This is a genomic window from Listeria marthii, assembly GCF_014227425.1.
Classification (GTDB): Bacteria; Bacillota; Bacilli; order Lactobacillales; family Listeriaceae; genus Listeria; species Listeria marthii.
This window is the reverse complement of the sequence record NZ_JAASWB010000003.1, coordinates 179,528-200,338: the sequence shown is the minus strand read 5'-3', so window position 1 is coordinate 200,338 and position 20,811 is coordinate 179,528. Positions and strand designations below refer to the sequence as shown.

Here is a 20,811-nt window from a genome sequence, read left to right as displayed (position 1 = left end):
AACAAACTATGATGCATATTTTAAACTTTCGCGAAAAAAATAATTAGGCTTGATTATTGCGTCTAATTAGGCTAGTTTTAATGTAAGAGGAGTGAGTACAGAATATGAAATTACTTATGATAGAAGATAATGTCAGCGTTTGTGAAATGATAGAAATGTTCTTTATGAAAGAAGAAATTGACGCAACGTTTGTTCATGACGGCAAACTCGGTTATGAAACGTTCTTTAAAGATGATTATGATATTGCGATTATCGACTTAATGCTTCCGAATATGGACGGAATGACTATTTGTCGTAAAATCCGCGAAGTAAGCGATGTTCCGATTATTATATTAACAGCAAAAGAATCGGAATCAGACCAAGTACTTGGTCTTGAAATGGGCGCGGATGATTATGTCACAAAACCTTTTAGCCCACTGACTTTGATGGCGCGAATTAAAGCTGTTACCCGCCGCAAAAATAGTGCAGCTCCTGCAGAAAATAATGAAGATATCCTAGAAACAACTTATTTCAAAATTAGTAAACGGACGCGCGAAATATTTTATCAAGGTGAATTACTTGATGCGCTGACGCCAAAAGAATTTGATTTACTATATTTCTTAATGCAACATCCGCGACAAGTTTTCTCAAGAGAACAGTTGCTAGAACAAGTTTGGGGTTATCAATTTTACGGGGATGAGCGTACGGTGGATGTTCATATCAAACGTTTACGCCAAAAAATCGCCACGGAAACAAAGCCGTTTTTACACACTGTTTGGGGTGTCGGCTACAAATTTGATGAAACGGAATGAAGCGAATGAAATTTAAATATGCCTATCAACTATTTTTCACGCAATTTATCATTTTGCTCATTGCTTGTATTATGATTGGACTGCTTGTCTCCCACTCATTAAAAGATTATTTTTACCAAAGCCAAGTAAATGACTTAACGAGTTACGGGGAAACGATTTCGATGGATATTCGTCATTCACCACAAGATGCGACCATTCAAGTTTTGAATACGTATCAACGAATTTTAGATGTAAAAAAAATCCATTATACAATCAAAAATGCGGATGACGAGACGATTTATCCAACCCAGCTAAATCAGCCATTACCCAAGGACTTCTCTATTTCATCTGATGATAAGAAAAAATTAGAAAGTGGCGAAACGGTAAGTAAAAAGATTGATAATCGTTTTAATAGAGAAATGACGATTGTGTATGTTCCGATTATGGATGGCAGCAAATTTGTTGGTTCAATCGTGCTGAATTCGCCGATAAGCGGCACCCAGCAAGTCATAGGTACAATTAATCGTTATATGTTCTACACTATTTTGCTTTCTATCACTGTGGCACTTATCCTTAGCGCGATTTTATCCAAGCTGCAAGTCAATCGGATTAATAAACTGCGTGCTGCCACCAAAGATGTTATTCAAGGTAATTACAAAGCCAGACTAAAAGAAAATAACTTCGATGAGATCGGCGCGCTTGCTATTGATTTCAATAAAATGACGCAAACACTCGAAACGTCCCAAGAAGAAATTGAACGTCAAGAAAAACGGCGTCGTCAATTTATCGCGGATGTTTCTCATGAAATGCGCACCCCGCTTACAACAATTAGCGGTCTCACAGAAGGATTAGTCAATGATATTATTCCAAAAAGCGAAACCGACCGTTGTATCGCGCTCATTGATACTGAAGCTAGGCGATTAACCAAATTAGTCAACGAAAATTTAGATTATGAAAAAATCCGTAGTAATAAAATCAAACTTCAAAAAACACGCTTTAATGGCAAGGAATTCCTTGAGTTAATTAAAGAGCAACTTGATTATGTAGCAAGCGAAAAAGGCAACACGATTACTGTAGCGATTGATAAAGATATGGCTATTTACGCAGACTATGATCGGTTAACACAAGTATTTATCAATATCGTCAAAAACAGTGTGCAGTTTACGGAAAATGGTCAGATTACTTTAACTGGTACGCAAGATTATAAAGAGTCTGTCTTAACAATTACTGATACTGGAATTGGCATGAATACCGAGGAGTTAGAACAAATTTGGGAAAGATTTTTCAAAGCAGATATGTCGCGGACGAATACCGCTTTTGGTGAATCTGGCATCGGGCTGTCGATTGTGAAGCAACTGATTGAATATCACGATGGGACAATTACTGCAACTAGTGAGCCAAATAAAGGGACAACCTTCACTATTCGCCTTCCATTTTTCCAAGATAATGAGCAATAAAAAAAGAACCGCCTTCTATTCAATTAGAAAGCGGTTCTTTTTATCCTGCCATAAATTGTTCTGGCGTAATTCCTTCCATCCCAATCATTGGATCAATTTCAGTAATATTTTCAGCAGTGAGTATTCGTTTATTCGTCATTTGTTCAAGCATCACATCTTCGCTCATTAAACGTTCAGAAAGAGTTGTATTGCGCTTATTTTCATCAATCCGCTCGATTCCCATTCGAAAGGCTTCTTCTTCTCCGCAAAGAATCAGAAATTGCTTGCTTCTCGTTACTCCGGTATAGAGTAAATCACGGCGCAACATGCGATAATAACTGCGAACAATCGGCATAATCACAATCGGGAATTCACTTCCCTGCGCTTTATGAATCGAACAACAATAAGCATGCGTTAATTGATTAAATTCTTGTCTATAATAAGAAACCTCTGTTTGATCAAATTGAACGACGATCATATCTTGTTTTTCGGTATTTTCTTTGGCATAAATAATTGAGACGATTTCGCCAATATCGCCATTGAAAACATTTTTCTCTGGTTGGTTAATTAGTTGCAATACCTTGTCATGAACCCGGTACTTAATTTCGCCAAACTGAACTTCTTTCCGACGCCCAGTATCATTTGGATTGAAAATTTCTTGCAACTTTTTATTTAAAACATCAATCCCTGCTGGGCCGCGGTACATTGGCGCTAAAACTTGGATGTCTTTTGCTCGGAAACCTTTATTTTTGGCATTTTTAACGACTTGTTCAACGACATCACCAATCTGATTCACTGTACAATGGAAAAAGGAGCGATCCGCCCTGTTTTTTGTGAAATCAGCTGGTAACATGCCTTCTTTAATATAATGCGCCATTTCAATAATGGACGAACCATCTTTTTGACGGTAAATGTCTGAAAGTGCCACGGTTGGAATTTGTTCTGACTCAAGAATATCTTTTAGCACTTGGCCTGGTCCAACAGACGGCAATTGGTCTTGGTCACCAACGAGCACAACTTGCATATGCGCAGGTAAAGCACGAAACAATTGATTGGCGAGCCAAATATCAACCATCGACATCTCATCTACAATCAAAAGGCGACCATCAATAAGTCTTTCGGCGTCATCGTCCATTTGTTCTTGCCCATTCATACCGAGCAAACGGTGAATCGTCATTGCCGGAAGCCCGGTTGATTCGGACATTCGTTTCGCTGCACGTCCAGTTGGGGCCGCAAGTAAGACGGGAAAAGTTGCTCCATCTTTGTACGCATGTGGATCAAGACTTACGCCATTCAACTCGGCATAAAGTTCAACAATCCCTTTAATAACCGTCGTCTTCCCTGTTCCAGGTCCACCAGTAAGCACGAGCATTGGAGACATTAAGGCTTGCTCTAAAGCTTGACGCTGCGAGTCTCCATAATGGACACCAATTCGCTCTTCCAATTCACCAAGAGCCAGTAAAAATTCAGATTGCGGAAATTGTTCTTGATATTCAGTTTGCTTCAACATGCGCTTTACATGATAGGCAAAACCACTCTCCGAATAATAAAGTGACGGCATATAAACGCGTGTATTTTCGGTAATTATTTTTTGTTCTTCAGCTAATTTTTCTACTTGAGCTACTAAAATTGCTTGTTCAATCCGGATGCCTTCACTTTCTTCCAGCAAATAAGTCACTTCGCCAAGCAAGACTTCTTGTTCCATATAGACATGACCTTGTTGCATGCAGACAGAATCCAACATAAATAAAATCCCCGCACGAAGCCGTTCTGGATGATTTCCACCAAGCCCAAGTTTCCGACCAAGTTCATCAGCTCGTTGAAAACCAATTCCTTTGACATCTTCTATTAATTTATACGGATTGTTTTCTAATACTTCGATTGCATTTTGCTTATAGGCTTGAAAAATCTTCATCGATAACTGCGGGCCAAAGCCATACTCATTGAGGCCGACCATTACATGTTCCAAACCTTGATTTTCTCGAAGCGACGCAAGCAAACTTTCCGCCGCGCCAGATGGTAATTTAGGTACCGTATTAAGCAAACTCGGATCCGATAAAATTTTCGTGATTGCATCATCACCAATTGTATCGACAATGTTTTCCGCCGTCACTTTACCAATTCCTTTAAAGAGTTCTCCGGAAAGGTAATTAATTAAACCGGCGCGAGACTGCGGCATTTCTTTACGAAACCTGTCTGCTTTAAATTGTTGACCAAATTTAGCATGTTCCTGCATTTTCCCGTAAAAAGTGTAGACTTCTTGTTCGTGAAGTGCTGGGAAAAAGCCTGTTACAATAATATCTTTTTCATCCCAATCCGCATTCGTTTCCTTCACAAGTAGGCGTACGACAGAAAAGAGGTTTTCGGCATTGTAAAAAATGGTGGACAGCATCGTGCCCTTCATGAAAAGTTCTTCTGGTGTATCGTCAAATAAGGCGAGAGAGTCTTGTTCAGCCATCCAAAGCCGCCTCCTTTCTAAAAATTATTCTGCTTCGTTTTCTAAATCTTGAATAGCATTTAACGCATTTTCAGCTAATTCATGCGGTACGCCAGTTGCAAGCGCGCGTTCAAAATATGTTTTTGCAAGTACGATATCACCTTGCCATGCTAGATAAGCCGCCCCAATATTATAGAGCGCATCTGGATCTTCTGGCTTAACAAGCAACACGCGTTCCAGCATCGTAATCGCATCTTCATAAAAGCCGCTACGAGCTAGTACAATCCCGTATTGGAATAACGCTTCTCCGTCTTCTGGATTTAACTCGACACTTCTAAGTAAATATGGCATCGCAAGCGTTAGCTCTTCCATTTGAACAAAACTCATTCCTAACATGAAAAATAAATCGCCATTTTCCATTCCTTGTTTGGTTGCATTTTGGAAGCTATCCGCCGCTTCTTGATAACGTTCTAATTCATAATATAAATTACCTAAGCTATAGTAAGCCGCTGGAACCGTGTCGTCCAGTTCAAGTGCTCTTTTGAAAAATAATTCCGCACGTTCAAAATCATCCATTGATAGCAACACGTTCCCGAAATTGATATAACCAACTGGATCGCTTGGATGTTCTTCAATCACTTCCGTAAATAATTTGACTGCTTCTTCTAAGTTGCCTTCTTGCATTTGTTTGATACCTAATTGGTTTTTATCCATTTTTCATCCCTCTTATCTTTCCTGATTTTTTACAGATGTATTCAGCCACGAAATAAGTGCATTTGCGACTTGATCTGTTTGTTCTGTTACGCTAATTGTCGCCTTTCCGTCCCCATGCTGTTCGCCGTAAGAACCGAATTGCGCGTGATTCCCACCTTCAATTGAAACAAAAGTGGTATCTTTAGGTAAGTATTTTTTATTTTTATCATAAGAATCTTGATTTAAGACGTCATCCTTCGTCCCAGTGATAGAAATGGCTGGAAAAGGAGCATTTTTGAGTGAACCTTTTTTGTCTGGATAACTAGCTAGGAAAAATGCACCTTCAATTTCAGACTCATTGTCGTGCGCGAATCTCGCAGACATCACGCCACCAAGCGAATGACCGCCAATCACAAATTTTTCATCTGGCGCTTCATCAATAATATCAGCCGCTCGATCTTTACCAAAAACAGCTAAATTGAGAGGCATTTCGACAATATACGTTTTATAGCCACTCGAAGCAAGTTTGTTTGCAAGAGGCGCATAACTAAGGGCATCCACAAACGCTCCAGGGTATAAAATAATACTCATGCCAGCATCCGATTTCCGCGGGGTAAACACAAGAATGTTGTTCTCTTCAAGTACATCCACTGTTTTAGATGAATTTGCAGCATCTTCTGCAATCGTAGAAGGTTCTGAGTTGAAATAAAAATATCCCCATATAAGGAGGCAAAATAATACAATCGCACTCCCAAAAATCGCTATCTTTTTCATAAAGGACCTCTTTTCCCTGTTTCGTATAATATTTTACCACAAAATCTGTTTAAAAAAACGCTTTTAAACAGGAAAAAACCGGAGTCTCGTAGAAAACAAGATTCTCCGGTTCCAATTTTTAGCCTACATAATCTAACTGTGTGCCATTTTTCCAAACAGTATCAATTGTTCCTCCACCAAGACAAATGTCGCCATCATAGAAAACGACTGCTTGACCAGGTGTAATTGCGCGTACTGGATCAGCGAAAACAACTTCTGCTGTACCATCTTCGCGTAAGTGTACAGTTACTTTTGTATCCGTTTGACGATAGCGGAATTTGGCAGTACATTCGATGGTTTTTGGTTTTTCAGCGTTGGTTGTAAAAGAAATATCGGTTGCAATTAAAGAATCCGAATATAATGTTTCATGGTGGAAACCTTGTTCAACAAACAAAACGTTCGCTTTTAAATCTTTACCAACAACAAACCATGGTTCGCCGTCGCCGCCAATACCTAAACCATGACGTTGTCCAATAGTGTAATACATTAAGCCATCATGTTTGCCAAGTACTTCGCCGTCTAATGTTCTCATTTCACCCGGTTGCGCTGGAAGATACTCACTTAAAAATTGCTTGAAGTTTCTTTCGCCAATAAAGCAAATTCCTGTGCTATCTTTTTTATCTGCAGTAGCAAGGCCAGCTTTTTTCGCAATTTCACGCACTTCTGTTTTTTCCATGCCGCCAAGTGGGAACATGACTTTTTTCAGTTGGTCTTGTGAAAGTTGGTTTAAGAAATACGTTTGGTCTTTATTATTATCAACGCCACGAAGCAATTCGATTTCGTCGCCTACTTTTTTCACTTGTGCGTAGTGACCAGTTGCCACATAATCCGCGCCGAGACTTTCCGCATGTTCTAGAAATGCCTTGAATTTAATTTCTTTATTACACATAACATCGGGGTTTGGTGTACGCCCAAGTTTGTATTCATCTAAGAAATACGTAAATACTTTATCCCAATATTCTTTTTCGAAATTAACCGCATAATACGGAATACCAATTTGGTTTGCTACTCGAATAACATCATCGTAATCTTCTGTTGCTGTACAAACGCCAAATTCGTCCGTATCATCCCAATTTTTCATGAAAATTCCAATGACATCGTAACCTTGTTCTTTCAATATATGAGCAGTGACTGATGAATCTACTCCGCCTGACATGCCGACAACGACACGAATGTCACTATTATTTGTAGTCAAAACTAGCTCCTCGCCTTCTTATATTTTCATTAAACGCGTTACTACTTCACTAATTTTCGTAGCCGCCGTTTCCACTTCTTCTAAATGATTGCCCAGTCCAAAACTAATCCGAACTGTTTCTTGAATTGCCGGATGATTTTCACCAAAAAGCGCTACTAAAACATGTGACGGGTCTATCGTTCCCGCTGTGCATGCAGAGCCACTTGATACAGCAATACCTTCCATATCTAAATTCATTAATAATTGTTCAATAGAAACACCCGGAAAACGTACACTAAAAACATGCGGTAGCGTATCAGCTTCTAAACCATTCACTTCAAAATCAAGATCCGTCGAACGCCAAATTTCTGCCATTCGTTTTTTAAAGGAAACATATTCCTCGTTTTTCAGTTCGCGTTCATTTGTCATAATAGTAGAAGCTGCACTAAAACCGCAGATTCCCGCTAAGTTTTCTGTTCCAGCGCGGCGTTTTCGTTCTTGTTCGCCGCCGTGCATTTGGTAAGCAAGTCGTGTCCCATTTTTGACGTATAAAAAGCCTACGCCGCGTGGTCCATTTATTTTATGAGAAGAAGTAGTTAATAAATCTACTCCTAGCTCCGTTACATTTATATTTAATAGCCCGTAAGCTTGTACTGCATCGGTATGAAAAATGGCTTGATGATCGCGCAACAATGCACCAATCTCCGTAATCAGCTGAATGGAGCCAATTTCATTGTTACCGTACATGATGGAAACGAGAATTGTATCTGGTCGTAAAGCTTTCTCTACGCTCTCTACAGACACGATCCCATGCTCATCTACTGGCAAATAAGTCACTTCAAAACCTTGAGTCTCAAGATATTCACATGTTTTTAAAACAGCATGATGCTCAATCTGCGAAGTAATAATGTGTGTTCCGTTTTCTTTATGTGCCAAAGCTGTCCCAATAAGCGCCAAGTTATCGCCTTCTGTACCACCGCTTGTGAAAATAATTTCTTTTTCCGTAGCGTGAATACTTTTAGCAATTGTGTGACGAGCTTCATCCAATGCTTTTCTTGCCTCTCGTCCAGCGTAATGAATACTGGAAGGATTGCCGTACGTATTAGTAATTGCGCCAAGCATTGTTTGGATAACTTCTGGATGAATTGGACTTGTCGCAGCATGGTCTAAGTAAATTCTGTTTTCCATTTTTTATCGCGTCCTTTTTTGTAGACGAATTCCTGTTCGCCGTTAATCGTTTCTTATTGTAACAGCAATACTCCTGTAAAGTAAAGAGGAATAACTCCTATTTACACGCAAAAAAGAAACCCCAATCGTACCGTTTAGGATTCCCTTCCTTTGAACCCGCTCTCAATTAAAGCAGGTGGGTGCTCTGTCTAACGGTTTGCACTTCCTCGTGTGAAGGCATGTGCGCCGCGCCGGAACTCCAAGCTCCCTAGGTATAAAAAATTGTTCGGTTCAAAAATATAGGAACTATATCGAATACATTAGGGTTTCTTTTCTTCATTTAGAATACCATAGGAGAGACGAAATTTCAATGTTAGCGACTTTTCATTTGGTACTTTTTTTATTCTTTTTTTGCTTTGTTTTCGTTAATTTTTTGGTACACGCCGGCGATTGTTTGCTCAAACTTAGAAGTGAATTTTGGTTCATAATATAATTTATTTTTGAGACGATCTGGTAAATATTGTTGATCAACCCACGCGTTATCATAATTATGCGGATATTTATAATCAATTGCCCGACCAAGTTTTTGCGCACCGGAATAATGTCCATCACGCAAATGGTCTGGCACTTCCCCGCTGTTCCCTTGGCGGATATCAGCTAAGGCCGAATCAATCGCCATAATAGCTGAATTCGATTTCGGCGATAAACATAGCTCGATTACAGCATTCGCAAGTGGGATCCGCGCTTCTGGGAAACCAACTTTTTCTGCGGTTTGAATTGCGGCTAAAGTATGTGCACCCGCTTGTGGATTAGCTAAGCCGATATCTTCATAAGCCATAACGAGCATTCTTCTACTAATACTCACTAAATCCCCAGCTTCAATCAAACGGCCCATATAATGTAGCGCTGCATTGACATCGCTACCTCGAACAGATTTTTGAAAAGCGCTTAAAACATCATAATGGGCATCGCCGTCTTTGTCATGAGCCAGGCTTTTCTTTTGCAAACACTCTTCTGCTACATCAAGCGTAATCCGAATTACTCCATCATTATTTGGTTCAGAAGAAATTACTGCTAACTCAAGTGCATTAAGCGCACTACGCACGTCGCCATTACTCGCTGTTGCAAAGTGTTTTTTCGCCACTTCATCTATTTCGACATGATAATCTCCTAGCCCGCGCTCTTTATCGGAAAGCGCCCGGTCCATCGTTATCATAATATCTTCCACCGTTAAAGGCTTTAACTCAAAAATTTGCGTTCTACTTCGAATAGCTGGATTAATAGCAATATATGGATTACTTGTCGTTGCGCCTATTAAAATTATTGCGCCACTTTCAAGTAATGGAAGTAAAAAATCTTGTTTAGCTTTGTCTAAACGATGTACTTCATCTAAAAGCAGAATCACTGTACCGCTCATTTTCGCTTCAGCTGCTACTACTTCCATATCTTTTTTATTGTTTGTTACTGCATTTAATGTCCGAAAAGCGTATTTTGTACTACCAGCAATCGCACTCGCAATCGAAGTTTTTCCAATTCCGGGCGGTCCGTATAATATCATAGAAGATAATTGTTTTGCTTTGACCATCCGGTAAATAATTTTATCTTTACCGACTAAATGCGTTTGTCCCACGATTTCATCAAGTGCTTTTGGGCGCATCCGGTAAGCTAAAGGTTGAATTGCCATATAACCGCTCCTTCTTATTTGCTTCTTTTCTATTATAACATAAGAACACCTGTGCGTTCACCTACTTGTTTCCTTTGCCTTCTTCCTGTAATTCCGATATAATAGATGCGGTATAAGCGGTTTCGAAATTACTGGAGGTAAATAAAAATGAAAATCACAACAAAAGGTCGTTATGGCCTAACAATAACATTAGAATTAGCGAAAAGAATTGGTGATGGTCCTATCTCTCTTCGCAGTATCGCTCAAGATAAAAATTTATCCGAACATTATTTAGAGCAATTAATCGGACCACTTCGTAATGCAGGAATTGTAAAAAGTATCCGCGGGGCGCACGGTGGCTATGTTTTAAATGGTGATCCTGAAAAAATTACGGCCGGCGATATTATTCGTACGCTAGAAGGCCCTATCGTACTTGTCGAGAGTATGGAAGATGAGGAAGCGGCACAGCGCGAACTATGGACTCGAATGCGTAATGCTGTTCGTGACGTGTTAGATCAAACAACACTGGCTGATTTGCTCAAGCATTCAACAGACTCCGAATTATCAGATGGTTACATGTTTTATATTTAATGGAAAAAGCCTATTTGCGAATAGGCTTTTTATCTGCCATTTAAACGGAATTTCCACCTTTTATTTATCAGATTATTCTGAAATAAATCCAGAAAACAACCAATTGAAAACGCTATATGTTAGATAATCTAACCAATTTTATTGAATTGATAAAATATTCTTGCCTTTATTTGAATTTAGTGTATTATGAACGCATAAATAAAATAATTCATGTTAGTTTATCTAACAAAAAGGAGAGTTGAGTATGGAATCAGTATTTATGTTCTTTTGTACTTTATTGGTTTGGTTAATGACACCAGGGATTGCATTATTTTATGGCGGTATGGTTCGACGCAAAAATGTGTTAAGTACCGCAATGTATAGTTTTAGCTCGATGGCAATTATTTCTATTCTTTGGGTGATTGTTGGATATTCGTTAGCTTTTGCACCAGGAAACGGCTTTATTGGTAGTTTCGACTGGACGTTCCTTCATAATGTCGGATTTGCTGCAAACGATACTTACTCAGATGCTATTCCACACGTTCTATTTATGATGTTCCAAATGACTTTTGCGATTTTAACCGTAGCTATCATTTCAGGGGCATTTGCAGAACGCATGAATTTCTCCGCTTACTTGATTTTCATTATTTTATGGTCATTGCTTGTTTACTCCCCTGTTGCTCACTGGGTTTGGGGCGACGGCGGTTGGTTGCGTAACCTTGGAGCGCTTGATTTTGCCGGCGGGAATGTAGTTCATATTAGTTCTGGTGTAACCGGGTTGATACTAGCCATTATGATTGGCCGCAGAAAAGAAGCGGACTCTGCATCGCCACATAACCTACCTCTCGCGCTGATTGGCGGTATTCTCGTTTGGTTCGGTTGGTATGGATTTAATGTTGGTAGCGCCTTAACGATTGATAATGTGGCAATGACAGCATTTGTTAATACGAACACGGCAGCTGCAGCAGGTATTATCGGTTGGGGACTTGTCGAATGGTTAACAAACAAAAAACCAACGATGCTTGGCACTATTTCGGGAGCAATCGCAGGTTTAGTTTCTATTACTCCCGCTGCCGGATTTGTTACCGTACCTAGTTCTTTAATTATCGGTTTCCTCGGCGGAGCACTTTGTTTCTGGGCTGTGTTCTGGTTGAAAGGAAAAGTGAAATACGATGATGCGCTTGATGCGTTTGGCCTTCACGGGATTGGTGGTATTTGGGGCGGCATCGCAACTGGCCTTTTTGCTACAACAAAAGTAAATGAAGCTGGAGCAGATGGCCTATTTTACGGTAACGCATCACTAGTAGTAAAACAATTAATCGCAATCGGCTCAACAGTGGCTTATGTCGCTATCGTAACCGCTCTAATCGTCGTAATTATCAAACTCTTCTTACCAATTCGTGTAAATGAAGAACAAGAATTTAAAGGACTTGATTTGACGCTTCACGGCGAAAAAGCATATCAAGAATAAGGGAGGCAACAATATGTCTGGATTAACAAAAATCGAAATCATTACTCGGCCAAATCGTTTTAATTTATTTCAAAAAGAACTCGCAAAAATCGGTGTAAGCGGCCTAACTGTTACAAAAGCACTTGGAACCGGTCTTGAAAAAGGCTTTATCGAACTGTATCGCGGCACGAAAAAAGAAACTAATATTCACGAACGAATGAAAATCGAAATCGTTGTATCCACTGTGCCAGTTGAGGATGTGCTTCGTGTCGTGAAAGAAACCCTTCGAACTGGTGAACCTGGCGATGGAAAAGTATTTATTTATCCAGTTAGTGAAGTCATTAAAATCAGCACTGGCGAGACCGGAGTCGATGCGTTACAAGATAAACCATCAAAATGAATAGTTAAAATGGTGAATTAATTAAAAATGGGGCCTCTATTCTAAAAAATCAATGAGAAATGGCGTTTACCCCTTCCGCTTCTTAGCTTTTACACTTATAATAAAAAAGGAAGAACGTTTAGAATAGATAAGGAGGCGCGAAATTCCCTATGCGTAAAATCCCCATTTTCACCCTTCTAGCAGCTATCCTGCTTTTCGGTGGCTATTATCTTTATCAGCACGCTTCGTCAAAAGTAGATGTTACCTTCAATTTCGTGGTAGATCAAAAAGCAAAAGATAATACCGTCACCGGCACAATCGATGGCGCTGGAAACAAATCCATTACACTACCGCTTTCTGAGGAGAGCTGGGATGCAGTAAAAAAAGGGAATCGCTACAATGTGGAAGCCACTTTTTATAACAAAAATAAAATCAGCTCCAATGAAGCGAAAGAATTGGACGGTCCGTTTTGGTCCAATGATTCCAATCAAGGGTTATTAGTTAATAAAGTACATGTAGAAAATATTCAAGAACTAAGTGATGATTTTTAAAACAAAAAGAAGCTGGGCGAATAGCGCCCAGCTTCTTTTTTATTTTAGTTTGATTCTTTTTTCACTGTTTCTAATTTCAATTCAGCAAGTTGAGCTGCACTAACCTCACCTGGCGCATTTGTCAGTGGGTCTACTGCGCTTCCTGTTTTAGGGAATGCAATTGTGTCACGTAGGTTGTTTCGACCTGCTAAGATCATTACAATGCGGTCTAATCCAAGCGCGATACCACCATGAGGCGGCGTACCATATTCTAACGCCTCCATTAGGAAACCAAATTGTTCTTTCGCCGATTCATCTGTGAAACCAAGCGCGCGGAACATTGATTCTTGAACTTCTTTTTTATAAATCCGCAGCGAACCACCGCCAATTTCATAACCATTTAAGACGATATCATACGCTTCTGCCATTACTTTAGAAGAATCTGTTTCAAGAAGTGGAATATCTTCTTCTTTTGGCAAAGTGAATGGATGATGCGCAGATACATAACGACCAGCTTCTTCGTCATATTCGAATAACGGCCAATCTGTTACCCATAAGAAAGCAAGTTCTTCTTCATTGATTAAGTTTAAGTCTTTACCAAGCTTATTACGAAGTGCACCAAGCGATGCTGCAACGATATCTGCTTTATCAGCCGCGAATAATAATAAGTCGCCATCTTCAGCTTGAAGTGCTGCTTGTAGTTCAGCCGCTTTGTCTTCAGGGAAGAATTTAGCAATTGGCCCTTTTAGTTCGCCAGCTTCCACTTTTAGCCACGCAAGACCTTTTGCACCGTAGTTAGCAACAAAAACGCCAAGTGCATCTAAATCTTTACGAGAAAAATTAGCTGCGGCCGCTTTTGCATTGATTGCTTTCACTTCGCCACCGTTTTCGATTGCGGATTGGAAGACTTTAAAATCAACATCTTTAACAACTTCGGAAACATTTTGTAATTCTAAACCAAAACGAATGTCCGGTTTATCGCTACCAAAACGATCCATTGCTTCTTTATACGTCATACGAGGAAACGGTTTTTCGATAGTGATGTTTTTCGCTTCTTTGACAACATCTACTAGCATGTCTTCCGTAATCGCTTGAATTTCTTCTTTTGTTAAAAAGCTTGTTTCTAAATCGATTTGCGTAAATTCCGGTTGACGATCACCGCGCAAATCTTCATCACGGAAACAACGAACGATTTGGTAATATTTATCAAAACCAGCTGTCATTAACAACTGTTTTAAAATTTGTGGAGATTGCGGTAACGCATAGAAGTTACCAGGATAAACACGGCTTGGTACTAGATAATCACGCGCACCTTCTGGCGTACTTTTTGTTAAATAAGGGGTTTCAATATCAAAGAAGCCGAGTGCATCAAGTTTGTTACGGAACGTTCTTGTTACCGTATGACGCATTTTGAAAATGTTATTCATTTCCGGGCGACGTAAATCTAAGTAGCGGTATTTCAAGCGAAGTTCATCCGAAACGCTCACGCCATCTTCAATATAAAATGGAGGTGTTTTAGATGTATTTAAAATTGTAATTTCTTCTGCTAAAACTTCCACTTTCCCTGTTGCTAATCTGTCATTAATGGCTTTTTCGCCACGAGCGTGCACTTTCCCTTTGATAGTCACGACAAATTCGTTTCGAACGCTATCGGCAATTTCTAATGCTTCTTTGGAAAATTCAGGATTGAATACTACTTGCACAATTCCTTCACGATCACGTAAATCGATGAAAATTAATCCACCTAAGTCGCGACGTTTTTGTACCCAACCATGAAGGACAACACTTTGACCGATATGGGTTTCGTTTAATTCTCCGCAGTAACTTGTACGTTTTTCCATTTTATTTCTCCCCCTTGGTGTTTGTTAGTTTTTCTAATATTGTTGTTTCAGACACAGCTTCTTGCTCGCCTGTTTCCATATTTTTCAATTGGTAGTTGCCTGATTGCAGTTCTTCCTCACCAAGAATGATGGTGTAAACAGCATTTTTTCTATTGGCATCTTTTAATTGTGCTTTGAATTTACGTTTTAAATAATCTTTTTCCGCGCTAATGCCGTTTTGTCTTAATTTATTTACAAGAGTTACGGCTTTTAGTTCTGCTTCTGGTTGCGCAGTAATCACGTATACTTCTAGCGGTTTTTTCGCAGGTATTTCGATATCCGCTTTTTCTAAGGCAAGTAAAATCCGTTCTACCCCAATGCCAAAACCGATTCCTGGTGTATCTGGTCCGCCAAATTCTTTGACTAAACCATGATATCTTCCTCCACCACAAAGTGTCGTTTTCGCGCCAAAACCTTCTTCCACACTCATAATTTCGAACGTTGTATGGTTATAATAATCTAAACCACGAACCATCGTTGGATCAATTTCAAAAGGAACACCTAGTGCATCTAAGTAACTTTTTACATTTTCAAAATACGCAACAGATTCTTCATTTAAAAAGTCCAAGATAGATGGCGCGGATTGGATAAGCGGATGGTCATGATCTTTTTTACAATCCAAAATGCGCAGTGGATTTTTATGCAAACGCACCTGACATTCTGCACAAAATTCATCAATATGTGGTTCAAAATGCGCAACAAGTGCTTCGCGGTGCTTCAAGCGACTTTCTTTATCACCAAGGCTATTAATAACTAATTTAATGTTTGTAAGTCCAATTTTCCGGAAAAACTCCATTGCTAGCGAGATAACTTCCACATCAATAGAAGGATCATCGCTTCCAAGTGCTTCAATGCCCATTTGGGTAAATTGGCGCTGTCTGCCACCTTGTGGACGTTCATAGCGGAACATCGGCTCATTGTAATACATTTTGATTGGTTGGCTCACTTCGCCGTATAATTTATGCTCAACGAAAGCACGAACAACAGAAGCAGTTCCCTCGGGTCTTAAAGTTAGGCTTCTACCACCTTTATCTTGGAAAGTATACATTTCCTTCGATACGATGTCTGTAGAATCACCCACCCCGCGTTCAAATAATTCCGTATGCTCGAAAATTGGCGTTCTAATCTCTTCGTATCGGTAGTTTTCGCAAACTTTTTTAAATTCCGTTTCTAGAAAATGCCATTTGCTAACCTCTTCTGGCAAAATATCTCGCGTCCCTCTTGGTAATTGCAAATCCATCACCATAAACCTCCTTTTTCTACTTCAAAATATAAAGAAAAACCCCCGTCACTTGTTATAAAAACAAGGGACGAGAGTTTATTTACACCCGTGGTACCACCCTAATTAGAACTATGAAAAGTCCTCACTTAAGTCAGTTAACGCCTGAATACGTTCTTGCTTACTGTTTTCAACAAGAAACCTCGAGAGTGTCTTTTCGGAAAATATAACTATCTTTATCCTTTCAGCCAAATGGGATAAATTCTCTTTATAGCATGGTTTTTCTTACTTTTCTCTGTCGCTAGTTTTAAATATGAATTATTCTAAGATTACTAAAAACACACTGAAAAGTCAACATTTTGCCAGTTTTTTTATAAAATTCCACTTTCTAGTTCCATGAAAGCGCATTTTATGGTAACATTTTACTGTCAGATAAAAGTTTATGAGTATATGGGTGGTGTTAGCTTTAAATGAAAAATAAATTCATTTTTATCACCGTTGTCTCCATTTTATTGATTGCAGCAGGTATATTTACAACCATTGCGATGGCGAATGCGAATTCCGTTGTCGTCAAAGCAGAAGTCTTAAATGTCCGCAGCGGTCCTGGTTTAGCATATGATGTAACGAGCCAAGCCAGAAAAAATGAAGTACTCCGGGTAGTCGGTGAAGAAAATCAATGGTACAAAGTTCAATTAGATAATGGAAATAGCGGTTGGGTTGCCAGCTGGTTAGTAGAAAATACTGACGTCAGCGCTGCAAGTAACAGTGTAGCTATTGTCTCATCTGATGGCGGCTTAAATGTCCGCGAAAAACCAAGTACCTCCAGTAATTCACTTGGCTTACTAAATAAAGGGGATCAAGTAACAGTAACTAGCCAACAAAACGGCTGGGCGCAAATCCAATACAATGGTAAAAGCGCATGGGTTAGCTCCGATTACTTAACAATCCGTGAATCTGTTACAAAAGTAGATGAAAGCGAACTACAAACAGTAACCATTCGCGATGACTCCACTAATATTAGAAATAAACCAAGCCGCGATGGTACCGTCATCGAAAAAGCAAATTCCGGCCAAGGGTTTGCTATCCAAGGAGTACAAGGTGACTGGTATAAAATTCGTACAACAAGCGGTGAAGAAGGTTATGTAGCTAACTGGGTCGTGGATGTTTCCGATAAAGGTCAAACATCTAGTCCACGTAGTAAAACAACCAAACTATCCGAAGCAACGATTGTTATTGACCCCGGACATGGCGGCAATGACCCCGGTGCAAAAGGTGCAAATGGCACAATCGAAAAAGAAATGACATTAAAAACAGCTAAACAATTAAAAGAAAAACTCGAATCCAGAGGCGCGAAAGTAATTTTAACAAGAAACAGCGATAAATACATTTCCTTAAAAGCAAGAACGAATGTAGCTGCCAAAAATAATGCCGATGTGTTTATTAGTATTCATTTTGACAGTTTAGAAGATACGAGTAAAGCAGTCAGCGGTCAAACAACCTATTATTATGATAATAGCGACAAATCGCTCGCAGAAAGTATTAATACAACGCTTGGGAACGACCTCCCTACTTCTAACCGCGGCTCAAGAGTTGGCGATTATTATGTAGTCAGAGAAAATTCACAACCGGCTGTACTTTTAGAACTTGGTTATCTAAGTTCCGCAAAAGATGAACGTAATATCAATTCCGCATCTTATAGAAGTCAAATTGCTGACTCTGTAACAGATGGCTTATCCAATTACTTCTCTAATTAAAAAAAGCGATCATTCAGATGACCTGAATGATCGCTTTTTTATTTTCGCATTTCGTCTGAATCAAGCATAATTGTAACTGGACCATGATTGACAATTTTCACATCCATTGCTGCGCCAAACACCCCTGTTTCAACAATAAAACCTGCCTCTGAAAGCTTTTGATTAAATAAGTCATAAAGCGCTTCTGCTTTTTCGCCTGGAGCAGATTTTGTAAAGCTCGGACGTTTCCCTCTACTAACATCTGCATATAAAGTGAACTGAGATACGCTAAGAATAGCCCCACCGCGTTCAGCTAAAGAAATATTCATCTTTTCCGACTCATCTTCAAAAATTCGTAGTCCAACGATTTTATTTGCTATATAGTCGACTGTTTCTGGTGTATCGCTATGAGTAAATCCAACTAACAGACAAAGACCACCAGCTATTTCGCCGATAACTTCCTCTTCCACTCTGACAGATGCTTCATAACATCTTTGTAGTAGTACACGCACTCCGCTTCACTCCTTTAGTTCATTAATCTTCTTACAGTATAGACATCTGGAATTTGTTTTATTTTATCCACTACGCGTTGTAAATGATTAATATTATGAATTTGCAGCGTAACAACTAAGGTTGCCATTTTATTATTATCGACTTTGGCATTGACGCCGTTAATATTGGAAGTCAAACTATTGATTACTTGCAAAATATCATTTAACAAACCGTTGCGATTATAGCCATAAATTTCGATATCGACATTATAATCATTTTTAGCTTGTGAATCAGTATCTTCCCAGTCAACATCGATTAGTCTTTCCGGCTCGATTGCTTGTACATTCGGGCAATCTTGACGGTGAATAGAAATTCCGCGACCTTTTGTAATGTAACCAACGATATCATCACCCGGTACCGGATTACAACATCTTGAAAGGCGAATCAGCAAGTTCCCTACACCTTGAACAACGACACCCGCATTGTGCTTAATCTTCAGTTTTTCATTATTTGCATCTGAATTGGATGGTTTATTTTCTGATTGTGTGAGTAATTTCTCTGTTTCTGCTTCGATCTCTCGTTCTTTACGCAGTTTTTCTGTTAGACGATTGGCCACTTGTAACGCTGTAATGCCATTATATCCAACTGCTGCAAACAAATCATCTTCATGCGAAAAGTTCAATTTATCTGCTAGTTTACGGAGATTTTCTGCTACCATGATTTTTTTCGGTTCGAATCCAAGCTGTCTGATTTCTTTTTCTATTAAATCGCGGCCTTTTTCGACATTTTCTTCTTTCGCTTGTCGTTTGAAAAATTGCTTGATTTTATTGCGCGCTTGAGACGTCTGAACTAATTTCAGCCAGTCGCGGCTCGGTCCGTAAGAATGTTTGGACGTTAAAATGTCAATAATATCGCCCGTTTTTAATTTATAATCTAGCGTAACAATTTTTCCGTTAATTTTTGCACCGATAGTTTTGTTTCCAATCTCTGTATGAACACGGTAAGCAAAATCAAGAGGTACAGAGCCATTTGGCAGCTCGTATACATCGCCTTTTGGTGTGAATACATAGACAACATCGGAAAATAAATCGAGTTTCAAACTTTCCATAAATTCTTCCGCGTTATCCGATTCATTTTGATATTCTAAAATTTCACGGAACCACGTTAGTTTGTTATCGAATGAAGTTTTGGAATTAACAACTTTACCTTCTTTATAAGCCCAGTGTGCCGCAACCCCGTATTCAGCGATTTGGTGCATTTCATGTGTTCTGATTTGGACTTCGAGCGGCTCACCTTGAGGCCCGATAACGGTCGTGTGAATCGATTGATACATATTCGACTTAGGCATCGCGATATAATCTTTAAAGCGTCCTGGCATCGGTTTCCAGCGCGTATGAATGATACCAAGAACAGCATAACAATCCTTGATACTGCTAACAACGATTCGAACTGCCAGTAAATCATAAATTTCGTTAAATTGTTTATTTTGTTCGCTCATTTTCCGGTAAATCGAATAAATGTGTTTCGGTCTACCAGAAATATCCGCTTGAATATTAAGTTCATCTAGGTTTTCATTGACGCCATCAATAACATCATGCAAATAGCGCTCTCTTGCATCCCGCTTTTGTTTCATTAAGTGGACAATGCGGTAATATTGTTGCGGATTTAAATAACGTAACGCTGTATCTTCTAGTTCCCATTTTACGCGAGAAATACCTAAACGATGCGCAAGTGGTGCAAAAATTTCTAATGTTTCATTCGCAATTCTACGTTGCTTTTCTACTGGCAAATGTTTTAAAGTCCGCATATTGTGCAAACGGTCCGCCAGTTTAATTAAAATAACGCGGATATCCTGCGCCATGGCAATGAACATTTTTCGGTGATTTTCAGCTTGTTGTTCTTCATGTGATTTATATTTAATTTTACCAAGTTTTGTTACACCGTCTACTAGCATGGCAACTTCACTGCCGAAAACTTCTTCTAAATCTGCTAGTGTGACTGGCGTGTCCTCCACGACATCATGCAAAAATCCTGATGCTACTGTCGATGGATCCATTTTTAATTCAACTAAAATGCCAGCAACTTGAATTGGATGAATAATATACGGCTCACCTGATTTACGAAATTGTTCTTTATGAGAATCGCGCGCAAATTCATACGCTTTTTTTACGAGCGCTAGATGTTCCTGATTCATATAATGAGAAGCCATATCGATGACTTGCTCAGCTGTCAGATTTTGTTCTTTCGCCATTTACATTCACCCTCTTATCCCTTGTCATATATACAACTTAAAAACACCCAATAACTGAGTGCTCTAAAAAATATTCTTGTCTAATATTATAGCATGAGGCCACTTTGTTTAGAAAGCACTTTTCCTTGATTTTTCTGATTTTCTAGTACTTTCC

Annotated in this window: 17 protein-coding genes, 1 other RNA gene and 1 other annotated feature; of the genes, 7 read left to right on the top strand and 11 right to left on the bottom strand. The window is 39.3% G+C overall.

What is annotated here, in order from left to right; translation table 11 throughout:
* Positions 1 to 104: 104 nt before the first annotated feature.
* Together pieR and pieS are read left to right on the top strand one after the other, a co-directional pair.
* On the top strand, positions 105 to 791 hold the full coding sequence (gene pieR, locus HCJ55_RS06345; protein WP_008947878.1) for a two component system response regulator PieR: 687 nt from the start codon (positions 105 to 107) through the stop codon (positions 789 to 791).
* Positions 788 to 2,227, top strand: coding sequence for a two component system sensor histidine kinase PieS (gene pieS / locus HCJ55_RS06340; RefSeq protein WP_185502270.1), 1,440 nt, complete (start codon positions 788 to 790; stop codon positions 2,225 to 2,227). The genes pieR and pieS overlap by 4 nt, the downstream gene beginning before the upstream one ends.
* 40 nt (positions 2,228 to 2,267) lie before the next feature.
* Here pieS and recD2 read toward each other — a convergent pair whose 3' ends face one another.
* From recD2 to HCJ55_RS06305, 7 genes are all read right to left on the bottom strand, one after another.
* A complete protein-coding gene (gene recD2, locus HCJ55_RS06335; RefSeq protein ID WP_185506852.1) occupies positions 2,268 to 4,664 on the bottom strand; it encodes an SF1B family DNA helicase RecD2 in 2,397 nt (798 codons plus the stop codon).
* Between the two features lie 24 nt (positions 4,665 to 4,688).
* Positions 4,689 to 5,327 (bottom strand): tetratricopeptide repeat protein, encoded by a 639-nt coding sequence (locus HCJ55_RS06330; protein WP_185480320.1) that lies wholly within the window; start codon positions 5,325 to 5,327, stop codon positions 4,689 to 4,691.
* Between the two features lie 42 nt (positions 5,328 to 5,369).
* A complete protein-coding gene (locus HCJ55_RS06325; RefSeq protein ID WP_185517500.1) occupies positions 5,370 to 6,110 on the bottom strand; it encodes an alpha/beta hydrolase in 741 nt (246 codons plus the stop codon).
* A 118-nt stretch (positions 6,111 to 6,228) separates the two neighbouring features.
* Positions 6,229 to 7,344, bottom strand: coding sequence for a tRNA 2-thiouridine(34) synthase MnmA (gene mnmA, locus HCJ55_RS06320; protein WP_008947884.1), 1,116 nt, complete (start codon positions 7,342 to 7,344; stop codon positions 6,229 to 6,231).
* Positions 7,345 to 7,362: 18 nt separating this feature from the next.
* The gene (locus tag HCJ55_RS06315; RefSeq protein ID WP_185517498.1) at positions 7,363 to 8,511 is read right to left on the bottom strand and encodes a cysteine desulfurase family protein; all 1,149 of its coding nucleotides are present in this window, start codon (positions 8,509 to 8,511) and stop codon (positions 7,363 to 7,365) included.
* A gap of 114 nt (positions 8,512 to 8,625) precedes the next feature.
* Positions 8,626 to 8,820: non-coding RNA, 6S RNA (gene ssrS, locus HCJ55_RS06310), on the bottom strand.
* A 70-nt stretch (positions 8,821 to 8,890) separates the two neighbouring features.
* Positions 8,891 to 10,174 (bottom strand): replication-associated recombination protein A, encoded by a 1,284-nt coding sequence (locus tag HCJ55_RS06305; protein WP_185502274.1) that lies wholly within the window; start codon positions 10,172 to 10,174, stop codon positions 8,891 to 8,893.
* A gap of 147 nt (positions 10,175 to 10,321) precedes the next feature.
* Here HCJ55_RS06305 and cymR point away from each other — a divergent pair, with 147 nt between their 5' ends.
* The 4 genes from cymR to HCJ55_RS06285 all read left to right on the top strand — a co-directional run bounded on the left by cymR (position 10,322) and on the right by HCJ55_RS06285 (position 13,103).
* Positions 10,322 to 10,744 (top strand): cysteine metabolism transcriptional regulator CymR, encoded by a 423-nt coding sequence (gene cymR / locus HCJ55_RS06300; protein WP_008947887.1) that lies wholly within the window; start codon positions 10,322 to 10,324, stop codon positions 10,742 to 10,744.
* Between the two features lie 244 nt (positions 10,745 to 10,988).
* The gene (locus HCJ55_RS06295; RefSeq protein WP_185517496.1) at positions 10,989 to 12,194 is read left to right on the top strand and encodes an ammonium transporter; all 1,206 of its coding nucleotides are present in this window, start codon (positions 10,989 to 10,991) and stop codon (positions 12,192 to 12,194) included.
* Positions 12,195 to 12,207: 13 nt separating this feature from the next.
* The gene (locus tag HCJ55_RS06290) at positions 12,208 to 12,573 is read left to right on the top strand and encodes a P-II family nitrogen regulator (protein WP_185502276.1); all 366 of its coding nucleotides are present in this window, start codon (positions 12,208 to 12,210) and stop codon (positions 12,571 to 12,573) included.
* A 149-nt stretch (positions 12,574 to 12,722) separates the two neighbouring features.
* Positions 12,723 to 13,103: a hypothetical protein gene (locus tag HCJ55_RS06285; RefSeq protein ID WP_008947890.1), complete on the top strand. Its 381-nt coding sequence runs from the start codon at positions 12,723 to 12,725 to the stop codon at positions 13,101 to 13,103.
* A 44-nt stretch (positions 13,104 to 13,147) separates the two neighbouring features.
* Here HCJ55_RS06285 and aspS read toward each other — a convergent pair whose 3' ends face one another.
* Together aspS and hisS are read right to left on the bottom strand one after the other, a co-directional pair.
* Entirely contained in the window at positions 13,148 to 14,923 is a 1,776-nt protein-coding gene (gene aspS / locus HCJ55_RS06280; protein WP_185517494.1) for an aspartate--tRNA ligase, read from the bottom strand.
* 1 nt (position 14,924) lies between these two features.
* Entirely contained in the window at positions 14,925 to 16,202 is a 1,278-nt protein-coding gene (gene hisS / locus HCJ55_RS06275; protein WP_185502278.1) for a histidine--tRNA ligase, read from the bottom strand.
* 63 nt (positions 16,203 to 16,265) lie between these two features.
* Positions 16,266 to 16,492: a binding site (T-box leader), on the bottom strand.
* Positions 16,493 to 16,651: 159 nt separating this feature from the next.
* Here hisS and HCJ55_RS06270 point away from each other — a divergent pair.
* Positions 16,652 to 17,935 carry an N-acetylmuramoyl-L-alanine amidase family protein gene (locus HCJ55_RS06270; RefSeq protein ID WP_008947893.1) on the top strand — a complete coding sequence of 428 codons (1,284 nt, stop codon included), beginning with the start codon at positions 16,652 to 16,654 and terminating at the stop codon, positions 17,933 to 17,935.
* A gap of 38 nt (positions 17,936 to 17,973) precedes the next feature.
* Here HCJ55_RS06270 and dtd read toward each other — a convergent pair whose 3' ends face one another.
* Positions 17,974 to 18,426, bottom strand: coding sequence for a D-aminoacyl-tRNA deacylase (dtd, locus tag HCJ55_RS06265; RefSeq protein ID WP_008947894.1), 453 nt, complete (start codon positions 18,424 to 18,426; stop codon positions 17,974 to 17,976).
* 14 nt (positions 18,427 to 18,440) lie between these two features.
* Complete coding sequence (locus HCJ55_RS06260) at positions 18,441 to 20,657, bottom strand: RelA/SpoT family protein (protein WP_008947895.1); 2,217 nt, start codon at positions 20,655 to 20,657, stop codon at positions 18,441 to 18,443.
* Between the last annotated feature and the right edge of the window lie 154 nt (positions 20,658 to 20,811).

What these genes read in the sequence shown, in the direction of transcription:
- aspS (WP_185517494.1), bottom strand. Translation starts at nt 14,923, where the DNA reads ATGGAAAAACGTACAAGTTACTGCGGAGAATTAAACGAAACCCATATC.
- HCJ55_RS06285 (WP_008947890.1), top strand. Translation starts at nt 12,723, where the DNA reads ATGCGTAAAATCCCCATTTTCACCCTTCTAGCAGCTATCCTGCTTTTC.
- HCJ55_RS06270 (WP_008947893.1), top strand. Translation starts at nt 16,652, where the DNA reads ATGAAAAATAAATTCATTTTTATCACCGTTGTCTCCATTTTATTGATT.
- HCJ55_RS06330 (WP_185480320.1), bottom strand. Translation starts at nt 5,327, where the DNA reads ATGCAAGAAGGCAACTTAGAAGAAGCAGTCAAATTATTTACGGAAGTG.
- pieR (WP_008947878.1), top strand. Translation starts at nt 105, where the DNA reads ATGAAATTACTTATGATAGAAGATAATGTCAGCGTTTGTGAAATGATA.
- recD2 (WP_185506852.1), bottom strand. Translation starts at nt 4,664, where the DNA reads ATGGCTGAACAAGACTCTCTCGCCTTATTTGACGATACACCAGAAGAA.
- HCJ55_RS06315 (WP_185517498.1), bottom strand. Translation starts at nt 8,511, where the DNA reads ATGGAAAACAGAATTTACTTAGACCATGCTGCGACAAGTCCAATTCAT.
- HCJ55_RS06260 (WP_008947895.1), bottom strand. Translation starts at nt 20,657, where the DNA reads ATGGCGAAAGAACAAAATCTGACAGCTGAGCAAGTCATCGATATGGCT.
- cymR (WP_008947887.1), top strand. Translation starts at nt 10,322, where the DNA reads ATGAAAATCACAACAAAAGGTCGTTATGGCCTAACAATAACATTAGAA.
- HCJ55_RS06305 (WP_185502274.1), bottom strand. Translation starts at nt 10,174, where the DNA reads ATGGCAATTCAACCTTTAGCTTACCGGATGCGCCCAAAAGCACTTGAT.
- HCJ55_RS06290 (WP_185502276.1), top strand. Translation starts at nt 12,208, where the DNA reads ATGTCTGGATTAACAAAAATCGAAATCATTACTCGGCCAAATCGTTTT.
- hisS (WP_185502278.1), bottom strand. Translation starts at nt 16,202, where the DNA reads ATGGATTTGCAATTACCAAGAGGGACGCGAGATATTTTGCCAGAAGAG.
- HCJ55_RS06325 (WP_185517500.1), bottom strand. Translation starts at nt 6,110, where the DNA reads ATGAAAAAGATAGCGATTTTTGGGAGTGCGATTGTATTATTTTGCCTC.
- pieS (WP_185502270.1), top strand. Translation starts at nt 788, where the DNA reads ATGAAGCGAATGAAATTTAAATATGCCTATCAACTATTTTTCACGCAA.
- HCJ55_RS06295 (WP_185517496.1), top strand. Translation starts at nt 10,989, where the DNA reads ATGGAATCAGTATTTATGTTCTTTTGTACTTTATTGGTTTGGTTAATG.